Genomic DNA, 17,884 nt, shown 5'->3' with positions numbered 1-17,884 from the left:
TCGCAGTCACGGCAAACAACGCCACGCCACTGCCGCGCAAAGAGCCCGTCGCCCGTTGCCCGAAACAGACTTCCAGTTGGCTTGAAAAGATTCAGTCCAGGCCACTACCCCAGGTTCACCGACGTTGATTTTGTAGCTCCTTGATCTAACGTCTTACCTTGGCCGCTGCTCTTGCAGCGGCCTTTTTTATGCGCGCAAGACAACGGCCAAGTTGGCCTTACAAGGTGTCGTCATCACCATCGTCGTAATGAAACTTGTGCAACAGACGATGCGCCACCGGTGACAGGATCAAGCCCAGAGTGGCGGCGAACACCAGGTTGGTGTAGAGCCCGTAGGTGGCAAAAAACAGTTTGCCGCCAGGGGTTTGCGGCATGTTGATGGGCCCGATGCCGCCGAGGATCATGGCTGCGTCATACAAGGCGTCGTGAAAGGAAATGTCCTGCTCGAAGTACAGCAGACCGCTGATACCCAGCAACACCGAAAAGCTGATCAGGGCCAGAACCACCAGGCCGTGAACACATAGACGCCGGATAAACAGCAGTCGCGACAGTACCGGCTGATCCTTTGACTCATACATCTCAAGCGCTCCTTGTGCGTTCGCCAGCCGTCGAGCATAGAGACGAACGCCACAGGAGTAAAACCGCCGGAGCCCAGGCTCCGGCGGGTCATTGCCTGGCGGCTTTCAAGCCTGGAAAAAACGCCCGCCGATCAGCGCCGGACAAGGCTGACCCACGCAGCGTCAGAGGGCGTACTTTTGCAGATTCTGCATCATCTCCTTGAGCGCCTCGATGTTGTCCTTGGGATGCGCCGCCCCCTCGAAATCGCAGATCTGCTGCCAGTGCGCCGCCACATCGTCGGGCGAAAAGCCCTGGCGCGGATCAAAACCGGCGCCCAGGCTGCGCTCCCAGCGCACCTTGCCGATCCAGCCGCCGCCCACTTCGAACAGGCCGGAGGTTTCCTCACACTGCTCGCTGCCCAGGTACACCACCAGCGGGCTCACCAGTTCCGGCTTGAGCTGCTCGAACACCTGTGGCGGGATCAGGCCCTCGGTCATCCGCGTGCCACCGGTCGGGGCAATGGCGTTGACCAGGATGTTGTTCTTGCGCCCTTCGATGGCCAGGGTCCGGGTCAGGCCGTACAGGCCGAGCTTGGCCATGCCGTAGTTGGACTGGCCGAAGTTGCCGTAGATGCCTGATGTGGACGCGGTGAAGATCACCCGTCCGTACGCCTGGTCCCGCAGATGCGGCCAGGCGGCGCGAGTGACTTTGTAGGCACCTTCGACATGCACCCGGTACACCAGGTCCCAATCGGCATCGTCCATCTTGTGGAAGGTCTTATCCCGCAGGATGCCAGCGTTGTTGACCACCACATCGACCCGACCAAACACATCCAGGGCGTTCTGCACGATTTTTTCGCCATCGGTGACCGAGTCGTGGTTGGCCTCGGCGATGCCCCCGGCCTCGCGGATCTGCGCCACCACCCGATCCGCCGCCGAGGCACTGGCGCCCTCGCCCTGGGCCGAGCCCCCCAGGTCGTTGACCAGCACCTTGGCCCCGTGCCTGGCGAACAGCAAGGCATGGGCCCGGCCCAGGCCGCCGCCGGCTCCGGTGATGATCACTACTTTGTCTTGCAAGCGCACAGATTCACTCATACCGAACTCCAGCAGGGCCAATGGACAATTCTTCGAGTGTCGGACAGCCAGCCGGCGGTCACAATAAAAACGTCCGGGCCTGAATGGTGCCCAATAAGACAGCGGGATAATCGCCCCGCCCGCACCAGAGCGCGCCCCTGCCTTGGGCCACACAGTGACCCAAGGCGCTCAGGAACCCATTGCCTGGCGTGGCGGCGCGAGCAATGTGTCGCGAAACCCCAGGTAATGCTTGAGCACCGGCAACGGCGCTTCGATCTGTGGGTAATGGCCGATACCCGGTAGCAGCACCGTGTCCGGCTCGGCGATCAACTGGCGATAGCGCTCCACCATGTGCGCCCCGGAAATCGGGTCCTGGGCGCCATCGATCACCCGCAGCGGCACCTCGCCGCGTTGCATGGCGCCGACCCAACGCTCGCGCTGGGCCCGTCGCTCGGGGATATAAGCGATCAACTTGTGCAGGATGCGCGGCCCGTTGTTGCTGTGCACCAGGCTCCAGAAGTCATCCAGGACCGACTCGCTGGGACCGGTCTGGGGGCCGAAGATCTGCCGGAAACTGTTCGCCAGCCCCTGGCGACTGAACACCCGCCCGAGCATCCAGCCCACGGGGCTGAGCAACAGCTTCTGGGTCAGCACCGGGCGATGGGTTTCCGGAAACAGACCGCCATTGAGGAACACGCAGCTGGCGATCTCGATCCGCGCTTCATAATGCCGGGCCAGCAGTTCCTGGGCGACGCTGTCGCCGTAGTCATGGGCCAGCAGGTGCAGCGGCTCTTGGATCTGCAAATGGGCCAGCAACGCCTGCTGCAAGTCTGCCTGCTCCAGCAGGCTGTACTCATGGTCCAGCGGCTTGTCCGAGTCGCCGAAGCCGAGCATGTCGCAGGCGATCACCTGATAGCGCCGCGCCAGGGGTTGCCACAGGTAATGCCAGTCCCAGCTGGCGGTGGGAAACCCATGGATCAACAGCAGCGGCTCTCCTTGCCCCGCCACCCAATAACGAATGCGCTGGCCGCGAAACACAAAGTCCTTGCCGCGCTTGCGCCAGACACACAGAGGAATTTCGGCGATAGGCATCAGACTTTATAACCCGGGTCGAGTTGATCGAGTTTGCGCAACAGGGCCGGCCAGGCCAGTGCGCCCCCCATCCCCTGGGCACTGCGGGTGACGCCGGCGATCATCGCCTTGGCCCCCGCCAGGATCGATGCAGGAATGGTGATCAGCTCAGCGCCGCCATTCTGCGCCAGCACCTGGATCTCGCAGGCACGCTGGAAGGTGAACATCATCAGGAAGGTATCGGCGATGCTGGCGCCGCAGGTCAGCAAGCCATGGTTGTGCAGCAGCAGGAAGTTGTTGTCCCCCAGGTCGGCCTGCAGCCGCTCTTTCTCCTCGGGGTTCAGGGCCACGCCCTCATAAGGGTGACGGCCCAGGCTCGACAGCACGAACAGCGACTGCTGGCTGATGGGCAGCACGCCCTGCTTCTGCGCCGACACCGCGACCCCGGCGGCCGTGTGGGTATGCAGCACACAGAGCACATCGTGGCGCACCGCATGCACGGCACTGTGAATGGTGTAGCCCGCCGGGTTGATCTCGTAGGGGCTGTCCATCAGCTTGTTACCGGCCTGGTCGACCTTCACCAGGCTAGAGGCGGTGATCTCGTGGAACATCATGCCGAAGGGGTTGATCAGGAAGTCTTCGGTGCCCGGCACCTTGGCGGAGATATGGGTGAAGATCAGGTCGTCCCAGCCGTGCATGGCCACCAGACGGTAGCAGGCGGCGAGGTCCAGACGGGTTTGCCACTCAACGGCGCTGACTTGTTTTTTTACACTCGGTGTCGATTGAACGGGGGCTAGGCTCACGGCAAGGACCTCGGTGATGGTTCTTATTGGATGAGGGAACCCTCAGAGTCTAGACAGCTTGCATCGACTGCGGAGTTGCATTGACAGCCAGCTTGATGACCGTACGGGTCAGCCGGAGAGAAGGCTCTGATCCGCGGCTTTGCGTCAAAGCACAGACGCCAGCAAAGGGGCCGCGAAGAGGTTCAGCAACCCGGTCAACACCATCACCAGACCGGCCACCGAGCCCTCTTCCCCCCCAACTTCATGGGCCCGGCTGACTCCGGCTCCGTGGGCACCGACACCAAACAGCGCGCCCCGGGCCAGGGCACTGCGCAAGGGCAGCCAGCGCAGCAGCACACCGCCGAGCATGGCACCGAACACCCCGGTGAACATCACGAACACCGCCGTCAACTCAGGCACGCCGCCCAGGTCATGGGCCAGGGGCATGGCGAACGGCGTGGTAATGGAACGTGGCACCAGGGACAGGGTCACCGAGCTGTCCAGGGCCAGCATCTTCGCCAAGCCGAAGGAACTGCCGATGGACGCGGCGCTGCCCGCCAGCATGCCCAGCAACAGGGCCGACCAGTGGCGCATCAGCAACTGGCGCTGCTGCCAGATGGGAATCGCAAAGGCCACCGTCACCGGCCCCAGCACCAGCATCAGCCAGTGGGTGTTGGCGGCGTATTCGGCATAGGCGGTGTGCAGCGGCACCGCAATTGCCAGCAGCAGGGCCGGCACCAGGATCAACGGCGATAGCAGGTAGCGCCCGGTGCGCCGGTAGATCCAGCGGCTGAACAGATACGCCCCCAGGGTCAGGGCCAGCCAGAACATCGGCATCAGTTCAAGCTTCATGGCGCATCCTCCAGCGGCAGACCATCTCCACCGTGAGTGCGGTCACCAGCATCACCAGCAGGGTGCTGATACCGATCACCAGCAGAATCCGCCAGCCGTCCTGACGCAGCAGTCCGCCGTAGTCCAGCAAGCTCATCAGCGCCGGAATGAAGAACAGCAGCATCTCCGCCATCAGCAGGCCGGCCCCCAGTTGCAAGGCCGCCGGCTTGACCCAGCCCAGGGCGAAGGCCAGCAGCAACAGCGCAAGGCCAATAACCCCACCGGGAATCGGCCAGGGCAGCCAGGTAGCCAGTTGGCAACCGAGAAAATAGATGGCCAGCAGCGCTGCCAATTCGCCAATCAGGCGGCCCAGGCGTTTACAGGTGGAAATGTTCATGGTGGTTGAGTCCTCTTAGGGGCCCATTTTATGAAAAGCCCCTGCATCACCGAAGCGAATTGTTAGACTTGAAACCATTCCAATCTGGAATTACCACCATGGATTTCAAACAACTGCGCAGTTTTGTCGAAGTCATCCGCCAGGGCGGTTTCACCCAGGCGGCCAGGACCCTGCACATCAGCCAGTCGGCGGTCAGCAAGCAGATCGCGCAGCTGGAGCAAAGCCTGGGCACGCCCCTGCTGGAGCGCCAGGGCTCGCACATTCATCTCACCGCCGCCGGCGGCGTGGTGCTGCAGCGGGCCGAGGACATGCTGCGCCTGCGCCATGAACTGCTCAGCGAACTGGATGACCTGAGCCATCTGGCACGGGGTGAACTGCGCCTGGGTCTGCCGCTGCTGGGCAGCGATGCACTGTTCGCCAGCCGTTTCGCCGAATACCGCCGGCGCTACCCGAATATCCAGGTGCAACTGCTCGAAGGCGGCAGCCTGAATGTCGAGCAGGCCGTGCGCAGTGGCGAGCTGGAACTGGGGGGCAGCCTGACCCCCAAGGACCCGGCGTTTGCCTATCAACCCTTCTGCGATGAACCCCTGGATGCCTTGTTGCCCGCCGATCATCCCCTGGCGCTGAACGCCCAGGTGCGCCTGGAAGAACTGGCCGATACGCCCTTCCTCCTCTATCAGCGCAGCTTTGTGCTCAACGACCGGCTGCTCCAGGCCTGCCAGCAGGTGGGCTTCACGCCAAAGGAAGGGGGACGTAGCGGCCAGGCAGACTTTCTTGCGGCGCTGGTGGCCGCCGGTCAAGGTGTGGTGTTGCTGCCCAGTGTGGTGGCCCGCGGCCTGGTGCGGCCGGGGGTGGTGCGCCTGACGCTGAAGGCCCCGGACTATCTGCGCTGGGACATTGCCTTCATCTGGCGCCAGGGCGCGTATCTGTCCAAGGCAGCGCAAGCCTGGCTGGCGCTGCTACGAGAACAGCCGGTCAACCCCGCAGGGCGCTGACCAACTCGGCCAGCCAGGGCTCGGCATCGGTTTCCGGGGTCACGCTCTCGCTGGCGTCCAGGCGCAGCATCGGCAGCACTTCTTCCACTCCCAGCTCGGCAAACAGCTCACGCATCTGCTCGCCACCGCCACAGAAGGTATCGCCGTAGCTGGAATCCCCCAGGCCGATTACCGCTCCGGGCAGCCCACGCCAGGCGGCGGGCAACTGATCGCGAATGCTCGAATACAGCGGCAGCAGGTTGTCTGGCAGTTCGCCCATGCCGGTGGTCGAGGTCACGGCCAGCAACGCCTGCGGTGCGAAGGCCTGAAGCTCGGTCAAAGTGGCCCGCGAGTTGTGCCAGGCCTCGAAACCTGCGGCGTTGAGGAGCTTGGCGGCGTGCCGGGCGACTTCTTCAGCCGTGCCGTACACCGAGCCGGAAAGGATGGCGACTTTCATCAATCTGTTCCTGAAGCTGACTAAAAGACTGGGATATTACCAGCTACGGAGTAAAATCCCGCTTCTGCTGCCCGCACCGCTCAAAAGCGCCTGTGGACAGCGTGCCAGCGTGACTTAGAATTCAATTCAACACTTGCTGATTGATAGCGGAACTTCGGGATGATCAACGCTCATCTGCTGCAAAAGATGATCAACGCCTCCAACGACGGGATTGTGGTCGCGGAACAGGAAGGCGAAGACAACATCGTGATTTACGTGAACCCGGCTTTCGAGCGACTGACCGGCTACAGCGCCGACGAAGTGCTGTATCAGGATTGTCGTTTCCTGCAGTCCGGAGACCGTGACCAGCCGGGGCTGGAACGGATTCGCCAGGCCCTGAGCCAGGGGCAGCCTTGCCGCGAGGTGCTGCGCAACTATCGCAAGGACGGCAGCCACTTCTGGAACGAACTGTCGATCACCCCGGTATTCAACGACAGCGATCAACTGACCTATTTCATTGGCGTGCAGAAAGACGTCAGTGTGCAGATCAAGGCGCAGCAACGCTTGCTCCAGCTGGAGCAGCAACTGGCCGCAGTGCAAGCCGAGCTCGCGGCCCTCAAGGCGACCGACGGCTCTAATAAGTCGCAGATTTAGTGGTCTGTAGGGATATTCCCCACCGATTTGTCCTTCACCCTTCGAGCAACATCATGCAGCGTGACGCTCTCCTCACCCAGGATGAACTGGACTTCATCCAAACCATGCAGCACAACCCGCAGCTCAATGTGCGCGATGCCACATCGAGCCTGCTGGTCAATGGCGGCTCGCAGATCCGTGACCTGCTGACCCGTCTGGCTGCCAATGAAAAGGTCACCATCCAGGCCCATTTCGACAACCAGCAGATGACCTTCCCCCTGCATCTGGTGGAAGATGAATTCCATGCCCTGCATCTACGCCTGGGGGTGCCGAGCATCTTCGAGGACGGCCCCATGATCCGGCCCTGGCGCCTGACGCTGGAAGAGCCGGTGGCCCTGGAAAACTCCAGGGGCCAGCCTGGACGCCTGTGGGTGCGGGAGGTGTCGTTCAAGGGCGTATTGCTGGAGATCCGCAACCGGACCCGGCCCCCCAAGCAGTTCGCCCAGTGGTTCAGCCCTTCGGGATATGAACGGATTGCCCTGCACGGGCGCTTCGAGCGCCAGACCGAAGCCGGTTTCTATGCCTATCGCCTGGATCAGAGTGACGCGGAAGAAACCGAACGCCTGCGCCAGTTCATCCTCCAGCAGCACCGCCATACCCATCCGGCCCTGCACGCCTGAAGCTGACCGAGAGCCGTTTCAGGTATCCAGGCGACCGCTGAGGAACTGCCGCAGGCGCTTCTGCATCAGACGCCCCTCATTTCCCAGGCACGCCACCGGCGAACCGCTGAAGCTTTCCTGAGCCAGGTCCGCCGCATCTCCGGCAAGCATCAATGGACAGTCCAGAGTCAGCGCCAGACGCTTGAGGCGCTTGGGCAACTCCGCCGTCGGCGCGTGATTGGAGAACACCACCAGGGCCACAGGCTTGAGTTTTTCGCAGACCAGGGTCAGTTCATCCAGCGGTGCTCCCGGCCCCAGCAGGCGGACACCGACCTGGTCATGCCCGAGCATCAGTGCCGCCACCAGCAGCTCCAGTTCGCGGCACTGCGGGCTGAGCGCCGTCAGCAGCAGTTGCCGGTTCTGAGTGGCACGCTGCAACAACAGCCTTTGCGTGATCCGCGCCCGCAAAAAACCATCCAGAAACAACCACTCGCTGGTCTGACCGAAAGTCTCCCGGTCCTGCAGCAGTTGCTTCCAGAACGGCAGGAAAATGTCCTGGAACACCACCGGCAAGGCGTAGCTGGAGAAGACCTGGCCGTAGAGACGCTCCAGTTGCTCTTCATCGAAAGCGCTCACCGCCAGCTTCAACTGATCGCGCCACTGGCCATATTCACCTTGCAGGCCGTCGTCCACCGACACCTTGGCCTGAGCCTGGTCTGCCCGGCTCTTGGCCAGAATCTTGCCGACCTTGCTTACCGCCACACCGCGCTCGATCCAACCCAGAATCTCCCGCACCGCCTCAACATCGTGCATGGAATACAGGCGATGCCCGCTTTCGGTGCGCGTCGGCTGGATCAGACCGTAGCGTCGTTCCCAGGCCCGCAGGGTCACCGGGTTGATTCCAGTCAGGCGCGCCACTTCACGGATCGGAAACAGCTCATCCTGACGGGCAGGGTCAGGAGCCGGAGCAACAGGGACAGGTTCAGTCATGACGGGCATCTGGGGAGAAAACACCAGTAAACAAAGTGGCGGCCATTCTACTCTCCCCAGGTGCAAATGCTTCAAGCGCGAGAAAAACCGACCGGTGTCATTGGTAGCCTCGCGCCAATCAGGAATAATCCTTGCTTGATTCAGGCGCGGCCCACTACCCCGGTGCCACGTCAGCGACTGCCTTACCCAGGCCGCGCATTGGTTTACGGAGATACATAATGTCTACCTCACCCGTCACCCTGATGGTTGCCCGGCGCGTTGCCGACGGCCGTTACCAGGACCTGATCGCCTGGCTGCGCGAAGGCGAACAACTGGCCACCGACTTTCCCGGCTACCTGGGTTCCGGCGTTCTGGCCCCACCACCTGACGACGACGAATTCCAGATCATCTTCCGCTTCGCCGACGAACAGACCCTGCACACCTGGGAACACTCCGCCTCGCGCACCGCCTGGCTGGCCCGGGGCAGCGACTTGTTTGCCCACCCATCGGAACATCGCGTCAGCGGTATCGATGGCTGGTTCGGCGCAGTCGGACAACGACCACCGCGCTGGAAACAGGCCGCGGCCATCTGGCTGGCGTTCTTCCCGGTGTCGCTGCTGTTCAACTTCGTCTTAGGTCCCCTGCTCAGCGACCTGAGCCTGTTGCCCCGGGTGTTTGTCAGCACCCTGGCGTTGACCCCGTTGATGGTCTACCTCTTCATTCCGATGTCCACCCGCCTGCTGGCTAACTGGCTCAACAGCACACCTGCGCGCCCGCTGCCGACCAGCGCCTCGACGCAGAATCCGTGATTCGCCGGCAAGCCGGCTCCTACATCGCCCTGTAGGAGCTGGCTTGCCAGCGCAGCCCCCGAGCAACAGGCACAACCCATCCCGCCGCTGGTATAGTTTTCCCCTACCCGCGACGCGAGCCCTTCATGAACACCTCCTCCGCTCCGATCCTGATCACTGGTGCCAGCCAGCGTGTCGGCCTGCATTGCGCCCTGCGCCTGCTGGAAGACGGGCAGCCGGTGATCGTCACTTACCGCAGCGACCGCCCGGGCCTGCAGACCTTGCGGGAAAAAGGCGCGATCCTGCTGCATGCCGACTTCTCCAGCGAAGCCGGAATCCTGGCCCTGATCAGCGAGGTGAAACACCACACCGACCGCTTGCGGGCCATCGTCCACAACGCCTCAGAGTGGCTGGAAGAAAGCCCAGGCGAGGAAAGCGCGGCCTTTACCCGGATGTTCAGCGTGCACATGCTCGCGCCCTACCTGATCAACCTGCACTGCGCAGAGTTGCTGCAGCGTTCGAGCCCGGCGGACATCATCCACATCAGCGACGACGTGACCCGCAAGGGCAGCAGCAAGCACATCGCCTACTGCGCCAGCAAAGCCGGGCTGGACAGCCTGACCCTGTCCTTCGCGGCAAAATACGCCCCGGCAATCAAGGTCAACGGCATCGCTCCGGCCCTGCTATTGTTCAACCCCGACGACGACGCGGCGTACCGCGCCAAGACCCTGGCCAAATCCGCCCTGGGCATCGAACCCGGCAGCGAAGTGATCTACCAGAGCCTGCGCTACCTGCTGGACAACCCCTATGTCACCGGCACCACCTTGACCGTCAACGGCGGGCGGCACGTCAAATAAGCCGGCCCCCACGAGGACCTTGCATGAGCCTTTCCCTGCCCCAACACTACCGCGAGATCCTCAAGGGCCTCGGTGAAGACCCCGAGCGCGAAGGTTTGCTCGACACCCCCAAGCGCGCGGCCAAGGCCATGCAGTACCTGTGTCATGGCTACAGCCAGTCGGTGGACGAGATCGTCAATGGCGCACTGTTCGCCTCCGACAGCGACGAAATGGTGATAGTCGCCGACATCGAGCTGTACTCCCTGTGCGAACATCACCTGCTGCCCTTCATCGGCAAGGCCCATGTGGCTTATATTCCTACCGGCAAGGTGCTGGGGCTGTCGAAGATCGCCCGGATCGTCGATATGTTCGCCAGACGCCTGCAGATCCAGGAAAATCTCACCCGGGAAATCGCCGACGCGGTGCAAAGCGTGACCCAGGCCGCGGGCGTCGCGGTGGTGATCGAAGCCAAGCACATGTGCATGATGATGCGCGGCGTCGAGAAACAGAATTCCACCATGCACACCTCGGTGATGCTCGGCGCCTTTCGCGACTCGAGCACCACTCGCCAGGAATTCCTGCAATTGATTGGACGGAGCAAGTAGCAATGCCACAACTTCAGCCAGGAATGGCTCGTATCCGAGTCAAGGACCTGCTCCTGCGGACCTATATCGGAATCAACGAGGAAGAGATCCTCAACAAGCAGGATGTGCTGATCAACCTGACCATCCTGTACCCCGCCCATGATGCGGTGCGCGACAACGACATCGATCACGCGCTGAACTACCGCACCATCACCAAGGCAATCATTGCCCACGTCGAAGGCAATCGCTTCGCCTTGCTGGAGCGCCTGACCCAGGAACTGCTGGACCTGGTGATGTGCAACCTCTCGGTGCAGTACGCCGAAGTCGAAGTCGACAAACCCCACGCCCTGCGCTTTGCCGAATCGGTATCGATCACCCTCGCGGCCAGCCGCGCTGGCTCATAGAGAACAGCCATAGCGGCAAGCGCCTGTCTTGGCGCTTGCCGCTGCATTGGAGAGTCACATGACCGAACAACAACGCCTGGAACTGGAAGCCGCGGCCTTTCGCCGCCTGGTGGCCCACCTGGACAACCGCAAGGACGTGCAGAACATCGACCTGATGAACCTGGCCGGGTTCTGCCGCAACTGCCTGTCCAAGTGGTACAAGGCCGAGGCCGACGAACGCCAGATCGAGGTCAGCCTCGATGACGCCCGTGAAGTGGTGTACGGCATGCCCTACGCCGAATGGAAAAATCTCTACCAGAAAGAAGCCAGCGCCGAGCAGCAAGCGGCGTTCGCCAAAGGAAAGTCCCATGACTGATCTGAACACCCTGCGCGCCAGCCTGAACAGCGGTGAACACGCTTTTGCCGACACCCTGGCCTTTGTCGCCGCCGGTTACGACTACCAGCCTCAGGCCTTCAACAACGGTGGCGTGGAAAACGCCGCCGGGCAGAACGAAGGCTCGTGCAAGACCCTGGGCCTGGCCCTGTTGGAAGGCCTGAGCGACACAGAAGCCCTGCTGGCCTTCGGCGAGCACTACCGCTCGGTACTGGCCACCCCCGAAGGCACTGACCACGGCAATATCCGCGCCCTGATCGCCCACGGCCTGGCCGGGGTCAAGTTCGCCGCCCAGCCGCTGACTCGCCGTTGAACCGTACTCTGTAGGAGCGGGCTCGCCAGCGAAGGCGTCAGCACAGGCGGCGCAAGGCCCGAAGGCCTCTTCGCCGGCAAGCCGGCTCCTACCGTGCAATACCCATAAAAAAACCGGCTTGCGCCGGTTTTTTTATCGCCTGGAAATCAGTGTGCAGCGTTCTGCAGACCGTCCAGGTAACGCTCGGTGTCCAGTGCCGCCATGCAGCCGGCGCCGGCCGAGGTGATGGCCTGACGGTAAACGTGGTCAGCCACGTCGCCAGCGGCAAAGATGCCCTCGACGCTGGTGGCCGTGGCATTGCCGTCACGACCGCCCTGCACCACCAGGTAACCGTCCTTGAGGGTCAACTGGCCTTCGAACAGCGAGGTGTTCGGGGTGTGGCCGATGGCGATGAACACGCCGTCGACTTTCAGCTCGTCGAAGCTGCCGTCGTTGTTCTTCAGGCGCGCACCGGTCACGCCCATGTTGTCGCCCAGGACTTCGTCCAGGTTGGCATTGAGCTTGAGGATGATCTTGCCTTCGGCCACGCGGGCGTTGAGCTTGTCGATCAGGATCTTCTCGGCGCGGAAGGTTTCGCGACGGTGGATCAGGGTCACGGTGCTGGCGATGTTGGCCAGGTACAGGGCTTCTTCGACAGCGGTGTTGCCACCACCGACCACCGCCACCGGTTTGTTGCGATAGAAGAAACCGTCACAGGTAGCGCAGGCCGATACACCCTTGCCCATGAACGCTTCTTCCGAAGGCAGGCCCAGGTAACGGGCGCTGGCGCCGGTGGCGATGATCAGGGCGTCGCAGGTGTAGGTCGCGCTGTCGCCGGTCAGGGTGTAAGGCTTGGCAGCGAAGTCCACGGCATTGATATGGTCGAAGACGATTTCGGTTTCGAAACGCTCGGCGTGCTCGCGCATCCGCTCCATCAGCGCCGGGCCGGTCAGGCCGTGCACGTCGCCAGGCCAGTTGTCGACTTCAGTGGTGGTGGTCAGTTGGCCACCGGCCTGCATACCGGTGATCAGCAGCGGCTTCAGGTTGGCACGGGCGGCATAGACGGCGGCGCTGTAACCGGCAGGGCCGGAACCGAGAATAATCACACGCGAATGGCGTACTTCAGACATGACTCACTCCTATCGACCGGCCCGGGTGCCCTGGCGCGGAACGCCGGATTGCCGGCTGGAATAAAAAAGGACGGCGAAACCTTGGGGAAGGCTTGAACTCGACCGTCCAAAAAATAATGGGTGAAGCGTATAGAGGGGGCGAAGATTAAGGAAATACGGTTTAACAATCCAGCTCATAGGCGGTCTCTATCCTCAGCAGGCCCATTTGAAAGGGTCTTTGTTACCGTTGATGTCGACCTGTTCACGGTGCTTTCGCCCCCCGGGCAAAGCCGGTAAGGTCGGCGCGTTTTCCATCTGCTCGGAGCGTTCTATGCCCGCCCCCGTACTGTCAGGCCCGCAATACCTGCGTGAAGGCCTGAAGCTGGTCCTCAGTCCCGGCCTGCGCCTGTTCGTGCTACTGCCCCTGGTGATCAACCTGGTGTTGTTCGTCGGATTGATCTATTTCGCCGGCCACCAGTTCAGCCTGTGGATCGACACCCTGATGCCGACCCTGCCGCAATGGCTGAGCTTTCTGAGCTACATCCTCTGGCCGCTGTTCATGGTGCTGGTGGTGTTGATGGTGTTTTTCACCTTCACCATGCTGGCCAATATCATTGCCGCCCCCTTCAACGGCTTTCTATCGGAAAAAGTCGAGATCGTGGTCCGTGGCACCGACGATTTCCCGCCCTTCAGCTGGGGCGAACTGATCGCCATGATCCCCCGCACCCTGTCCCGGGAAATGCGCAAGCTCGGCTACTTCCTGCCCCGGGCCATCGGCCTGTTCATCCTGTCGCTGATCCCGGTGGTCAACCTGATTGCCGCGCCGCTGTGGCTGCTGTTCGGCGTCTGGATGATGGCCATCCAGTACATCGACTACCCGGCGGATAACAACAAGATGAGCTGGCAGGAGATGATCGTCTGGCTGCGGCAGAAGCGCTGGCAGAGCCTGGGTTTTGGCGGCATCGTCTACCTGGCGCTGATGATCCCCTTCGTCAACATCCTGATGATGCCGGCCGCCGTGGCCGGGGCGACGCTGTTCTGGGTGCGTGAGCGCGGGATGGAGAACCTGCCGGCCAAATAAGGCTGGCGTGTCATAAATCCATCATCCAGGCGTCACAATGACGACATGGCCTCAGTCGACACTGAGGTCATGACGACAGCTCTGCACATCACCCTCATCACTGAAACCTTCCCACCGGAAATCAATGGCGTGGCCAATACCCTTGGCCGCCTGTGTGATGGCCTGCGTGCCCGTGGGCATCAGGTGGAACTGGTGCGTCCGCGCCAGGGTTGTGATCAGAGCCGCCCCAGCGACGAGGCCCTGATGCTGTGCCGCGGCTGGCCACTGCCGGGATACCCGGGGCTGCAATGGGGCCAGTCGTCGATGCACAAACTGCTGCGACGCTGGAAACGCCAACGCCCGGACGTGCTCTACATCGCCACCGAGGGCCCGCTGGGGCTGTCCGCGCTGCGGGCGGCGAAACGTCTGGGGATCTCGGTGGTCAGTGGCTTCCATACCAACTTCCAACAGTATTCCAGCCAGTACGGCCTGGGTTTGCTGACGCGCTTGCTGACCCATTACCTGCGCTGGTTCCACAACCGTTCGAAGCTGACCCTGGTGCCCAGCGCCAGTCAGCGCCTGGAGCTGGAGCGTCGGCACTTCGAACGCCTGGCACTGCTGTCCCGGGGCGTCGACAGCCAACTGTTCCATCCGGCCAAACGCCTCAATGAGCTGCGCACCCGCTGGGGCCTGGGCAACGATGATCTGGCGGTGATCCATGTCGGGCGCCTGGCCCCGGAGAAGAACCTGAGCCTGCTCAAGCGCTGCTTCGAGCAACTCAAGGCCACTTATCCACAGCGGAAGATGAAACTGATCGTGGTGGGTGACGGCCCACAACGCGCCGCCCTGGAAAAAAGCCTGCCCGAGGCCCTGTTCTGTGGCAGTCAGCGGGGTGAAGCCCTGGCGGCCCATTACGCTTCGGGGGATGTGTTCCTGTTTCCCAGCCTCACGGAAACCTTCGGCAATGTGGTGCTGGAAGCCCTGGCTTCCGGGCTGGCGGTGGTGGCCTACGATCAGGCCGCTGCAGCCCAGCATATCCGCCATGGCTACAACGGCGTGCTGGCCATGCCCGGGGATGAAGGCGCGTTCTGTGAGGCCGCCGGCTGGCTGCTGGAGGAAGCGGAAACCCTGCGCCGGGTACGTCTCAACGCCCGGCAACACGCCAGCCGCCAGGGCTGGCCGGCCGTGATCGCACAGTTTGAGGATCAGTTGCGCAGTGTCTGCCAGCCAGCACCGGTCGTGGATTACGAAGGGATGATCGAAGCGGCGCTGGAACCACGCAGCGCCACAGAGACACTTGGTGCGGCAAGGAGGCTGCCCCCCTCATCGCCCGGGGCCAGAAGTTAAACCAGGGTCGTCAGTGCTTCACGGCTGAACGGCAGGATGTCCTGCTCACGGCCTTCACGGACTTTCTGCGCCCAATCCGGGTCCACCAACAGTGCCCGACCCACGGCCACTAGATCGAACTCGTCGTTGTTCAAGCGCTGCAGCAGGTTTTCCAGGCTGGCCGGCTGCGCCACCTTGTCGGTGTTGACCATGAACTGCAGGAACTCGCCGTCCAGGCCGACGCTGCCCACGGTGATGGTGGGTTTGCCGGTGAGCTTGCGGGTCCAGCCTGCCAGGTTCAGGTCCGAGCCTTCGAACTCCGGCTCCCAGAAGCGTCGCGTCGAGCAGTGGAAGATATCCACACCTGCATCTGCCAACGGCTTGAGGAAGGCGCCCAGAGCTTCCGGGGTCTGCACCAGACGCGCGCTGTAATCCTGCTGCTTCCACTGGGAGAAACGCAGGATGATCGGGAAATCCGGGCCGACGGCAGCCCGTACCGCCTGGATCAACTCGATGGCGAAACGCGAGCGCTGCGCCAGGTCGCCGCCGTATTCGTCGGTGCGCTGGTTGGTGCCCTCCCAGAAGAACTGGTCCACCAGGTAACCGTGGGCACCATGGATTTCCACACCGTCCATGCCGATGCTCTGGGCATCCTTGGCGGCCTGGGCAAAGGCTGCGATCACTTCCTGGATGTCCTGGTGGGTCATGCCATGCACCAGCACCTTGCCGTCCTTGAGCTTCTCGGTCGGGCCATAGCCGGGCACGCTGGCGTCCGGCTCGGTGCCCAGGCGCCGCACATTACCCACATGCCACAGTTGCGGAACGATCTTGCCACCTTCGGCGTGGACCGCATCCACCACCTTCTTCCACCCGGCCAGGGCCGCCTCGCCATGGAACTGCGGCACATTGGGGTAACCGTTGGCGGCCTGGTGCCCCACCGTGGTGCCCTCGGTGATGATCAGGCCGACACCCGCAGCAGCGCGGCGACGGTAATACTCGATGACCTTGGCGTTGGGCACGCCACCCGGAGAAAACGAACGGGTCATCGGCGCCATCACTACGCGGCTCGGCAGCTCCAGCGCGCCGAGTTGAAAGGGTTTGAACAAGGCTTGAACAGGCATGCTGCACTCCGACAAAAAGGCTCGAGTCGATACTCGACGCACAAGACTGCGCCGGGTACCTGCCCCGGCGCACTTATGATGAGGATAATATGGCCCCCTCACAGTGCTGCACAGCATTATTGATTTGAGTGATCTAGATGCAAAAACGCCGCATTGCAGCGGCGTGAAAGAGGGGCCCGGCAGTCCTTAGCTCAGGGCTTTTTCGATGGCCTGGACCACAGTCGGATCATCCGGAGCGGTACGGGGCGAGAAACGCGCCAGTACCCGACCGTCCTTGCCCAACAGGAATTTCTCGAAGTTCCAGGTGATATCCCCGGGAAACTCCGCGCCCTCGCCCGCCAGCAAACGGTACAGCTGATGACGTTCGGGACCGTTCACGTCCAGTTTGCTGCTCAAGGGAAAAGTCACCCCGTAGTTGAGGCTGCAAAACTCCTGGATCTCCTGCTCGGTGCCCGGTTCCTGCCCGGCGAACTGGTTGCAGGGCAACCCCAGCACGCTGAATCCCTGGGCCTTGTATTGCTGGTAGAGATTCTCCAACGCCGCATATTGTGGTGTCAGACCACATTTGGAGGCGACGTTGACCACCAGCACGACTTGCCCCTTGAAGGGCGCGAGCGGCAGCTCCTGACCATCCAGGGCTTTCAATTTAAGGTCGTGAAAAGCACTCATGACGAACTCCAAATTCCTGTGTTCTTACAGAAAAACAGCCTCTCGACAGTACAGCCAAAAGCCGCGGACTAAAAAGGCGCCCTCGGGCGCCTCTCCAGTAAGCTTGAGCTTAGCGCAGAAAATCAGTGGTGATGGCCACCTTCGCCATGGACGTGACCATGAGCAACTTCTTCCTGGCTGGCATCACGGATGGCAACGATCTTGACCTGGAAGTTCAGGCGCTGACCGGCCAACGGGTGGTTGCCGTCTACGGTCACGTCGTCACCGTCCAGATCACGGATGGTCACGATCTGCATCTGGCCGTCCGGAGCGGACGCGTGGAACTGCATGCCCACTTCCAGTTCGTCGACGCCTTCGAACATGCTGCGGCTCAGGGTGCTGACCAGTTCGGCAGCGTATTCGCCGTAGGCATCTTCAGGTTCCACGGAGACGTTCAGTTCGTCACCGACTTGCTTGCCTTCCAGAGCCTTTTCCAGACCAGGAATGATGTTACCTGCGCCTTGCAGGTAAACCAGCGGGGCGCCGCCGGCAGAGCTGTCGATGACCTCACCAGCATCGTTGGTGAGGGTATAGTCGATGGAGACAGCCTTATTGGCGGCGATCAGCATGGGGCGGGACCTTTTGCATAAGAATGAAGAACGGGCAAGTTTAGCGAAGCAATCGCTCGAAAGCGAACGGAACCCGGACCAACGGAACGTGAAAAATCACTCGACAATCTGCGGTTTCCATCAGGACGAAGAGGGTCATTGGGTGGCCGAACTGTCCTGTGGGCATACCCAGCACCTGCGTCACTTGCCGCCCTGGCAATCCCGGGCCTGGGTACTGGACCCGCAGTTGCGGGCGGAAAAAATAGGCCAGCGCTTTGACTGCGGCTGGTGTGCTCAAGCACCGGATAACGATAACCTTAGCGCCTGACGACCAGGCAGACGGCTGCAGACCG

The 17,884-nt window shown here is 62.1% G+C and carries 24 protein-coding genes; 12 read left to right on the top strand and 12 right to left on the bottom strand.

Translation table 11 applies throughout. The features are described 5' to 3' along the window. Window positions 1-217: 217 nt before the first annotated feature. From PFZ56_RS10665 to PFZ56_RS10640, 6 genes are all read right to left on the bottom strand, one after another. Window positions 218-577 (bottom strand): hypothetical protein, encoded by a 360-nt coding sequence (locus PFZ56_RS10665; protein WP_102861188.1) that lies wholly within the window; start codon window positions 575-577, stop codon window positions 218-220. Window positions 578-739: 162 nt separating this feature from the next. After that, window positions 740-1,651 (bottom strand): SDR family oxidoreductase, encoded by a 912-nt coding sequence (locus tag PFZ56_RS10660; RefSeq protein ID WP_102879066.1) that lies wholly within the window; start codon window positions 1,649-1,651, stop codon window positions 740-742. Between the two features lie 168 nt (window positions 1,652-1,819). Continuing rightward, window positions 1,820-2,722 carry an alpha/beta fold hydrolase gene (locus PFZ56_RS10655; RefSeq protein WP_102878398.1) on the bottom strand — a complete coding sequence of 301 codons (903 nt, stop codon included), beginning with the start codon at window positions 2,720-2,722 and terminating at the stop codon, window positions 1,820-1,822. After that, window positions 2,722-3,504, bottom strand: a complete 783-nt coding sequence (locus tag PFZ56_RS10650) for a class II aldolase/adducin family protein (RefSeq protein WP_102861186.1) — start codon at window positions 3,502-3,504, stop codon at window positions 2,722-2,724. Before PFZ56_RS10650 ends, PFZ56_RS10655 begins: the two co-directional genes overlap by 1 nt. Window positions 3,505-3,648: 144 nt before the next feature. Continuing rightward, complete coding sequence (locus PFZ56_RS10645) at window positions 3,649-4,335, bottom strand: LrgB family protein (protein WP_060837578.1); 687 nt, start codon at window positions 4,333-4,335, stop codon at window positions 3,649-3,651. After that, window positions 4,325-4,711 carry a CidA/LrgA family protein gene (locus PFZ56_RS10640; RefSeq protein WP_170001144.1) on the bottom strand — a complete coding sequence of 129 codons (387 nt, stop codon included), beginning with the start codon at window positions 4,709-4,711 and terminating at the stop codon, window positions 4,325-4,327. Before PFZ56_RS10640 ends, PFZ56_RS10645 begins: the two co-directional genes overlap by 11 nt. 98 nt (window positions 4,712-4,809) lie before the next feature. Between PFZ56_RS10640 and PFZ56_RS10635 the strand changes: the two genes are divergently transcribed. After that, window positions 4,810-5,706, top strand: a complete 897-nt coding sequence (locus PFZ56_RS10635) for a LysR family transcriptional regulator (protein ID WP_170001145.1) — start codon at window positions 4,810-4,812, stop codon at window positions 5,704-5,706. Here the strand turns inward: PFZ56_RS10635 and PFZ56_RS10630 are convergent. Then, a complete protein-coding gene (locus PFZ56_RS10630; protein ID WP_110596029.1) occupies window positions 5,687-6,142 on the bottom strand; it encodes a flavodoxin in 456 nt (151 codons plus the stop codon). The genes PFZ56_RS10635 and PFZ56_RS10630 overlap by 20 nt on opposite strands. Before the next feature lie 159 nt (window positions 6,143-6,301). On the opposite strand from PFZ56_RS10630, the gene PFZ56_RS10625 reads away from it, so the two are divergent. Beyond that, entirely contained in the window at window positions 6,302-6,775 is a 474-nt protein-coding gene (locus PFZ56_RS10625) for a PAS domain-containing protein (protein WP_102861182.1), read from the top strand. Between the two features lie 53 nt (window positions 6,776-6,828). Continuing rightward, a complete protein-coding gene (locus PFZ56_RS10620) occupies window positions 6,829-7,434 on the top strand; it encodes a hypothetical protein (protein WP_102861181.1) in 606 nt (201 codons plus the stop codon). 18 nt (window positions 7,435-7,452) lie between these two features. Here the strand turns inward: PFZ56_RS10620 and PFZ56_RS10615 are convergent, their stop codons facing one another. Beyond that, window positions 7,453-8,412, bottom strand: coding sequence for a MerR family transcriptional regulator (locus tag PFZ56_RS10615; RefSeq protein ID WP_110596028.1), 960 nt, complete (start codon window positions 8,410-8,412; stop codon window positions 7,453-7,455). A 209-nt stretch (window positions 8,413-8,621) separates the two neighbouring features. On the opposite strand from PFZ56_RS10615, the gene PFZ56_RS10610 reads away from it, so the two are divergent. From PFZ56_RS10610 to PFZ56_RS10585, 6 genes are all read left to right on the top strand, one after another. Then, window positions 8,622-9,191, top strand: a complete 570-nt coding sequence (locus PFZ56_RS10610) for an antibiotic biosynthesis monooxygenase (protein ID WP_170001146.1) — start codon at window positions 8,622-8,624, stop codon at window positions 9,189-9,191. A 125-nt stretch (window positions 9,192-9,316) separates the two neighbouring features. Further along, on the top strand, window positions 9,317-10,027 hold the full coding sequence (gene folM, locus PFZ56_RS10605) for a dihydromonapterin reductase (RefSeq protein ID WP_110596027.1): 711 nt from the start codon (window positions 9,317-9,319) through the stop codon (window positions 10,025-10,027). Between the two features lie 23 nt (window positions 10,028-10,050). Continuing rightward, window positions 10,051-10,611 (top strand): GTP cyclohydrolase I FolE, encoded by a 561-nt coding sequence (gene folE, locus PFZ56_RS10600; protein WP_102861177.1) that lies wholly within the window; start codon window positions 10,051-10,053, stop codon window positions 10,609-10,611. Between the two features lie 2 nt (window positions 10,612-10,613). After that, complete coding sequence (folX, locus tag PFZ56_RS10595) at window positions 10,614-10,994, top strand: dihydroneopterin triphosphate 2'-epimerase (protein ID WP_102878391.1); 381 nt, start codon at window positions 10,614-10,616, stop codon at window positions 10,992-10,994. Window positions 10,995-11,052: 58 nt separating this feature from the next. Then, the gene (locus tag PFZ56_RS10590; RefSeq protein WP_110596025.1) at window positions 11,053-11,349 is read left to right on the top strand and encodes a DUF1244 domain-containing protein; all 297 of its coding nucleotides are present in this window, start codon (window positions 11,053-11,055) and stop codon (window positions 11,347-11,349) included. Continuing rightward, window positions 11,342-11,680 carry a HopJ type III effector protein gene (locus tag PFZ56_RS10585; protein ID WP_102861174.1) on the top strand — a complete coding sequence of 113 codons (339 nt, stop codon included), beginning with the start codon at window positions 11,342-11,344 and terminating at the stop codon, window positions 11,678-11,680. Before PFZ56_RS10590 ends, PFZ56_RS10585 begins: the two co-directional genes overlap by 8 nt. Window positions 11,681-11,826: 146 nt before the next feature. Here the strand turns inward: PFZ56_RS10585 and trxB are convergent, their stop codons facing one another. Further along, entirely contained in the window at window positions 11,827-12,789 is a 963-nt protein-coding gene (gene trxB / locus PFZ56_RS10580; protein ID WP_060837566.1) for a thioredoxin-disulfide reductase, read from the bottom strand. Window positions 12,790-13,099: 310 nt separating this feature from the next. On the opposite strand from trxB, the gene cysZ reads away from it, so the two are divergent. After that, complete coding sequence (gene cysZ, locus PFZ56_RS10575; protein WP_102878389.1) at window positions 13,100-13,849, top strand: sulfate transporter CysZ; 750 nt, start codon at window positions 13,100-13,102, stop codon at window positions 13,847-13,849. Between the two features lie 45 nt (window positions 13,850-13,894). After that, the gene (locus PFZ56_RS10570; RefSeq protein WP_102878388.1) at window positions 13,895-15,175 is read left to right on the top strand and encodes a glycosyltransferase family 1 protein; all 1,281 of its coding nucleotides are present in this window, start codon (window positions 13,895-13,897) and stop codon (window positions 15,173-15,175) included. Here the strand turns inward: PFZ56_RS10570 and PFZ56_RS10565 are convergent. The 3 genes from PFZ56_RS10565 to PFZ56_RS10555 form a co-directional block, all read right to left on the bottom strand. Then, a complete protein-coding gene (locus tag PFZ56_RS10565; protein WP_102861171.1) occupies window positions 15,172-16,275 on the bottom strand; it encodes an NADH:flavin oxidoreductase in 1,104 nt (367 codons plus the stop codon). The genes PFZ56_RS10570 and PFZ56_RS10565 overlap by 4 nt on opposite strands. Before the next feature lie 186 nt (window positions 16,276-16,461). Further along, window positions 16,462-16,944 (bottom strand): glutathione peroxidase, encoded by a 483-nt coding sequence (locus PFZ56_RS10560; protein WP_102861170.1) that lies wholly within the window; start codon window positions 16,942-16,944, stop codon window positions 16,462-16,464. 122 nt (window positions 16,945-17,066) lie between these two features. Then, the gene (locus PFZ56_RS10555) at window positions 17,067-17,552 is read right to left on the bottom strand and encodes a peptidylprolyl isomerase (protein ID WP_102861169.1); all 486 of its coding nucleotides are present in this window, start codon (window positions 17,550-17,552) and stop codon (window positions 17,067-17,069) included. Here PFZ56_RS10555 and PFZ56_RS10550 point away from each other — a divergent pair. Further along, complete coding sequence (locus PFZ56_RS10550; RefSeq protein WP_102861709.1) at window positions 17,521-17,859, top strand: DUF3565 domain-containing protein; 339 nt, start codon at window positions 17,521-17,523, stop codon at window positions 17,857-17,859. The genes PFZ56_RS10555 and PFZ56_RS10550 overlap by 32 nt on opposite strands. The last annotated feature ends 25 nt before the right edge of the window (window positions 17,860-17,884 follow it).

It is taken from the genome of Pseudomonas danubii (genome assembly GCF_042980055.1).
In the GTDB taxonomy this organism is placed as follows: domain Bacteria; phylum Pseudomonadota; class Gammaproteobacteria; order Pseudomonadales; family Pseudomonadaceae; genus Aquipseudomonas; species Aquipseudomonas danubii.
Note: the sequence above shows the minus strand (reverse complement) of the source record. Positions and strands in the feature narration are given on the sequence as shown.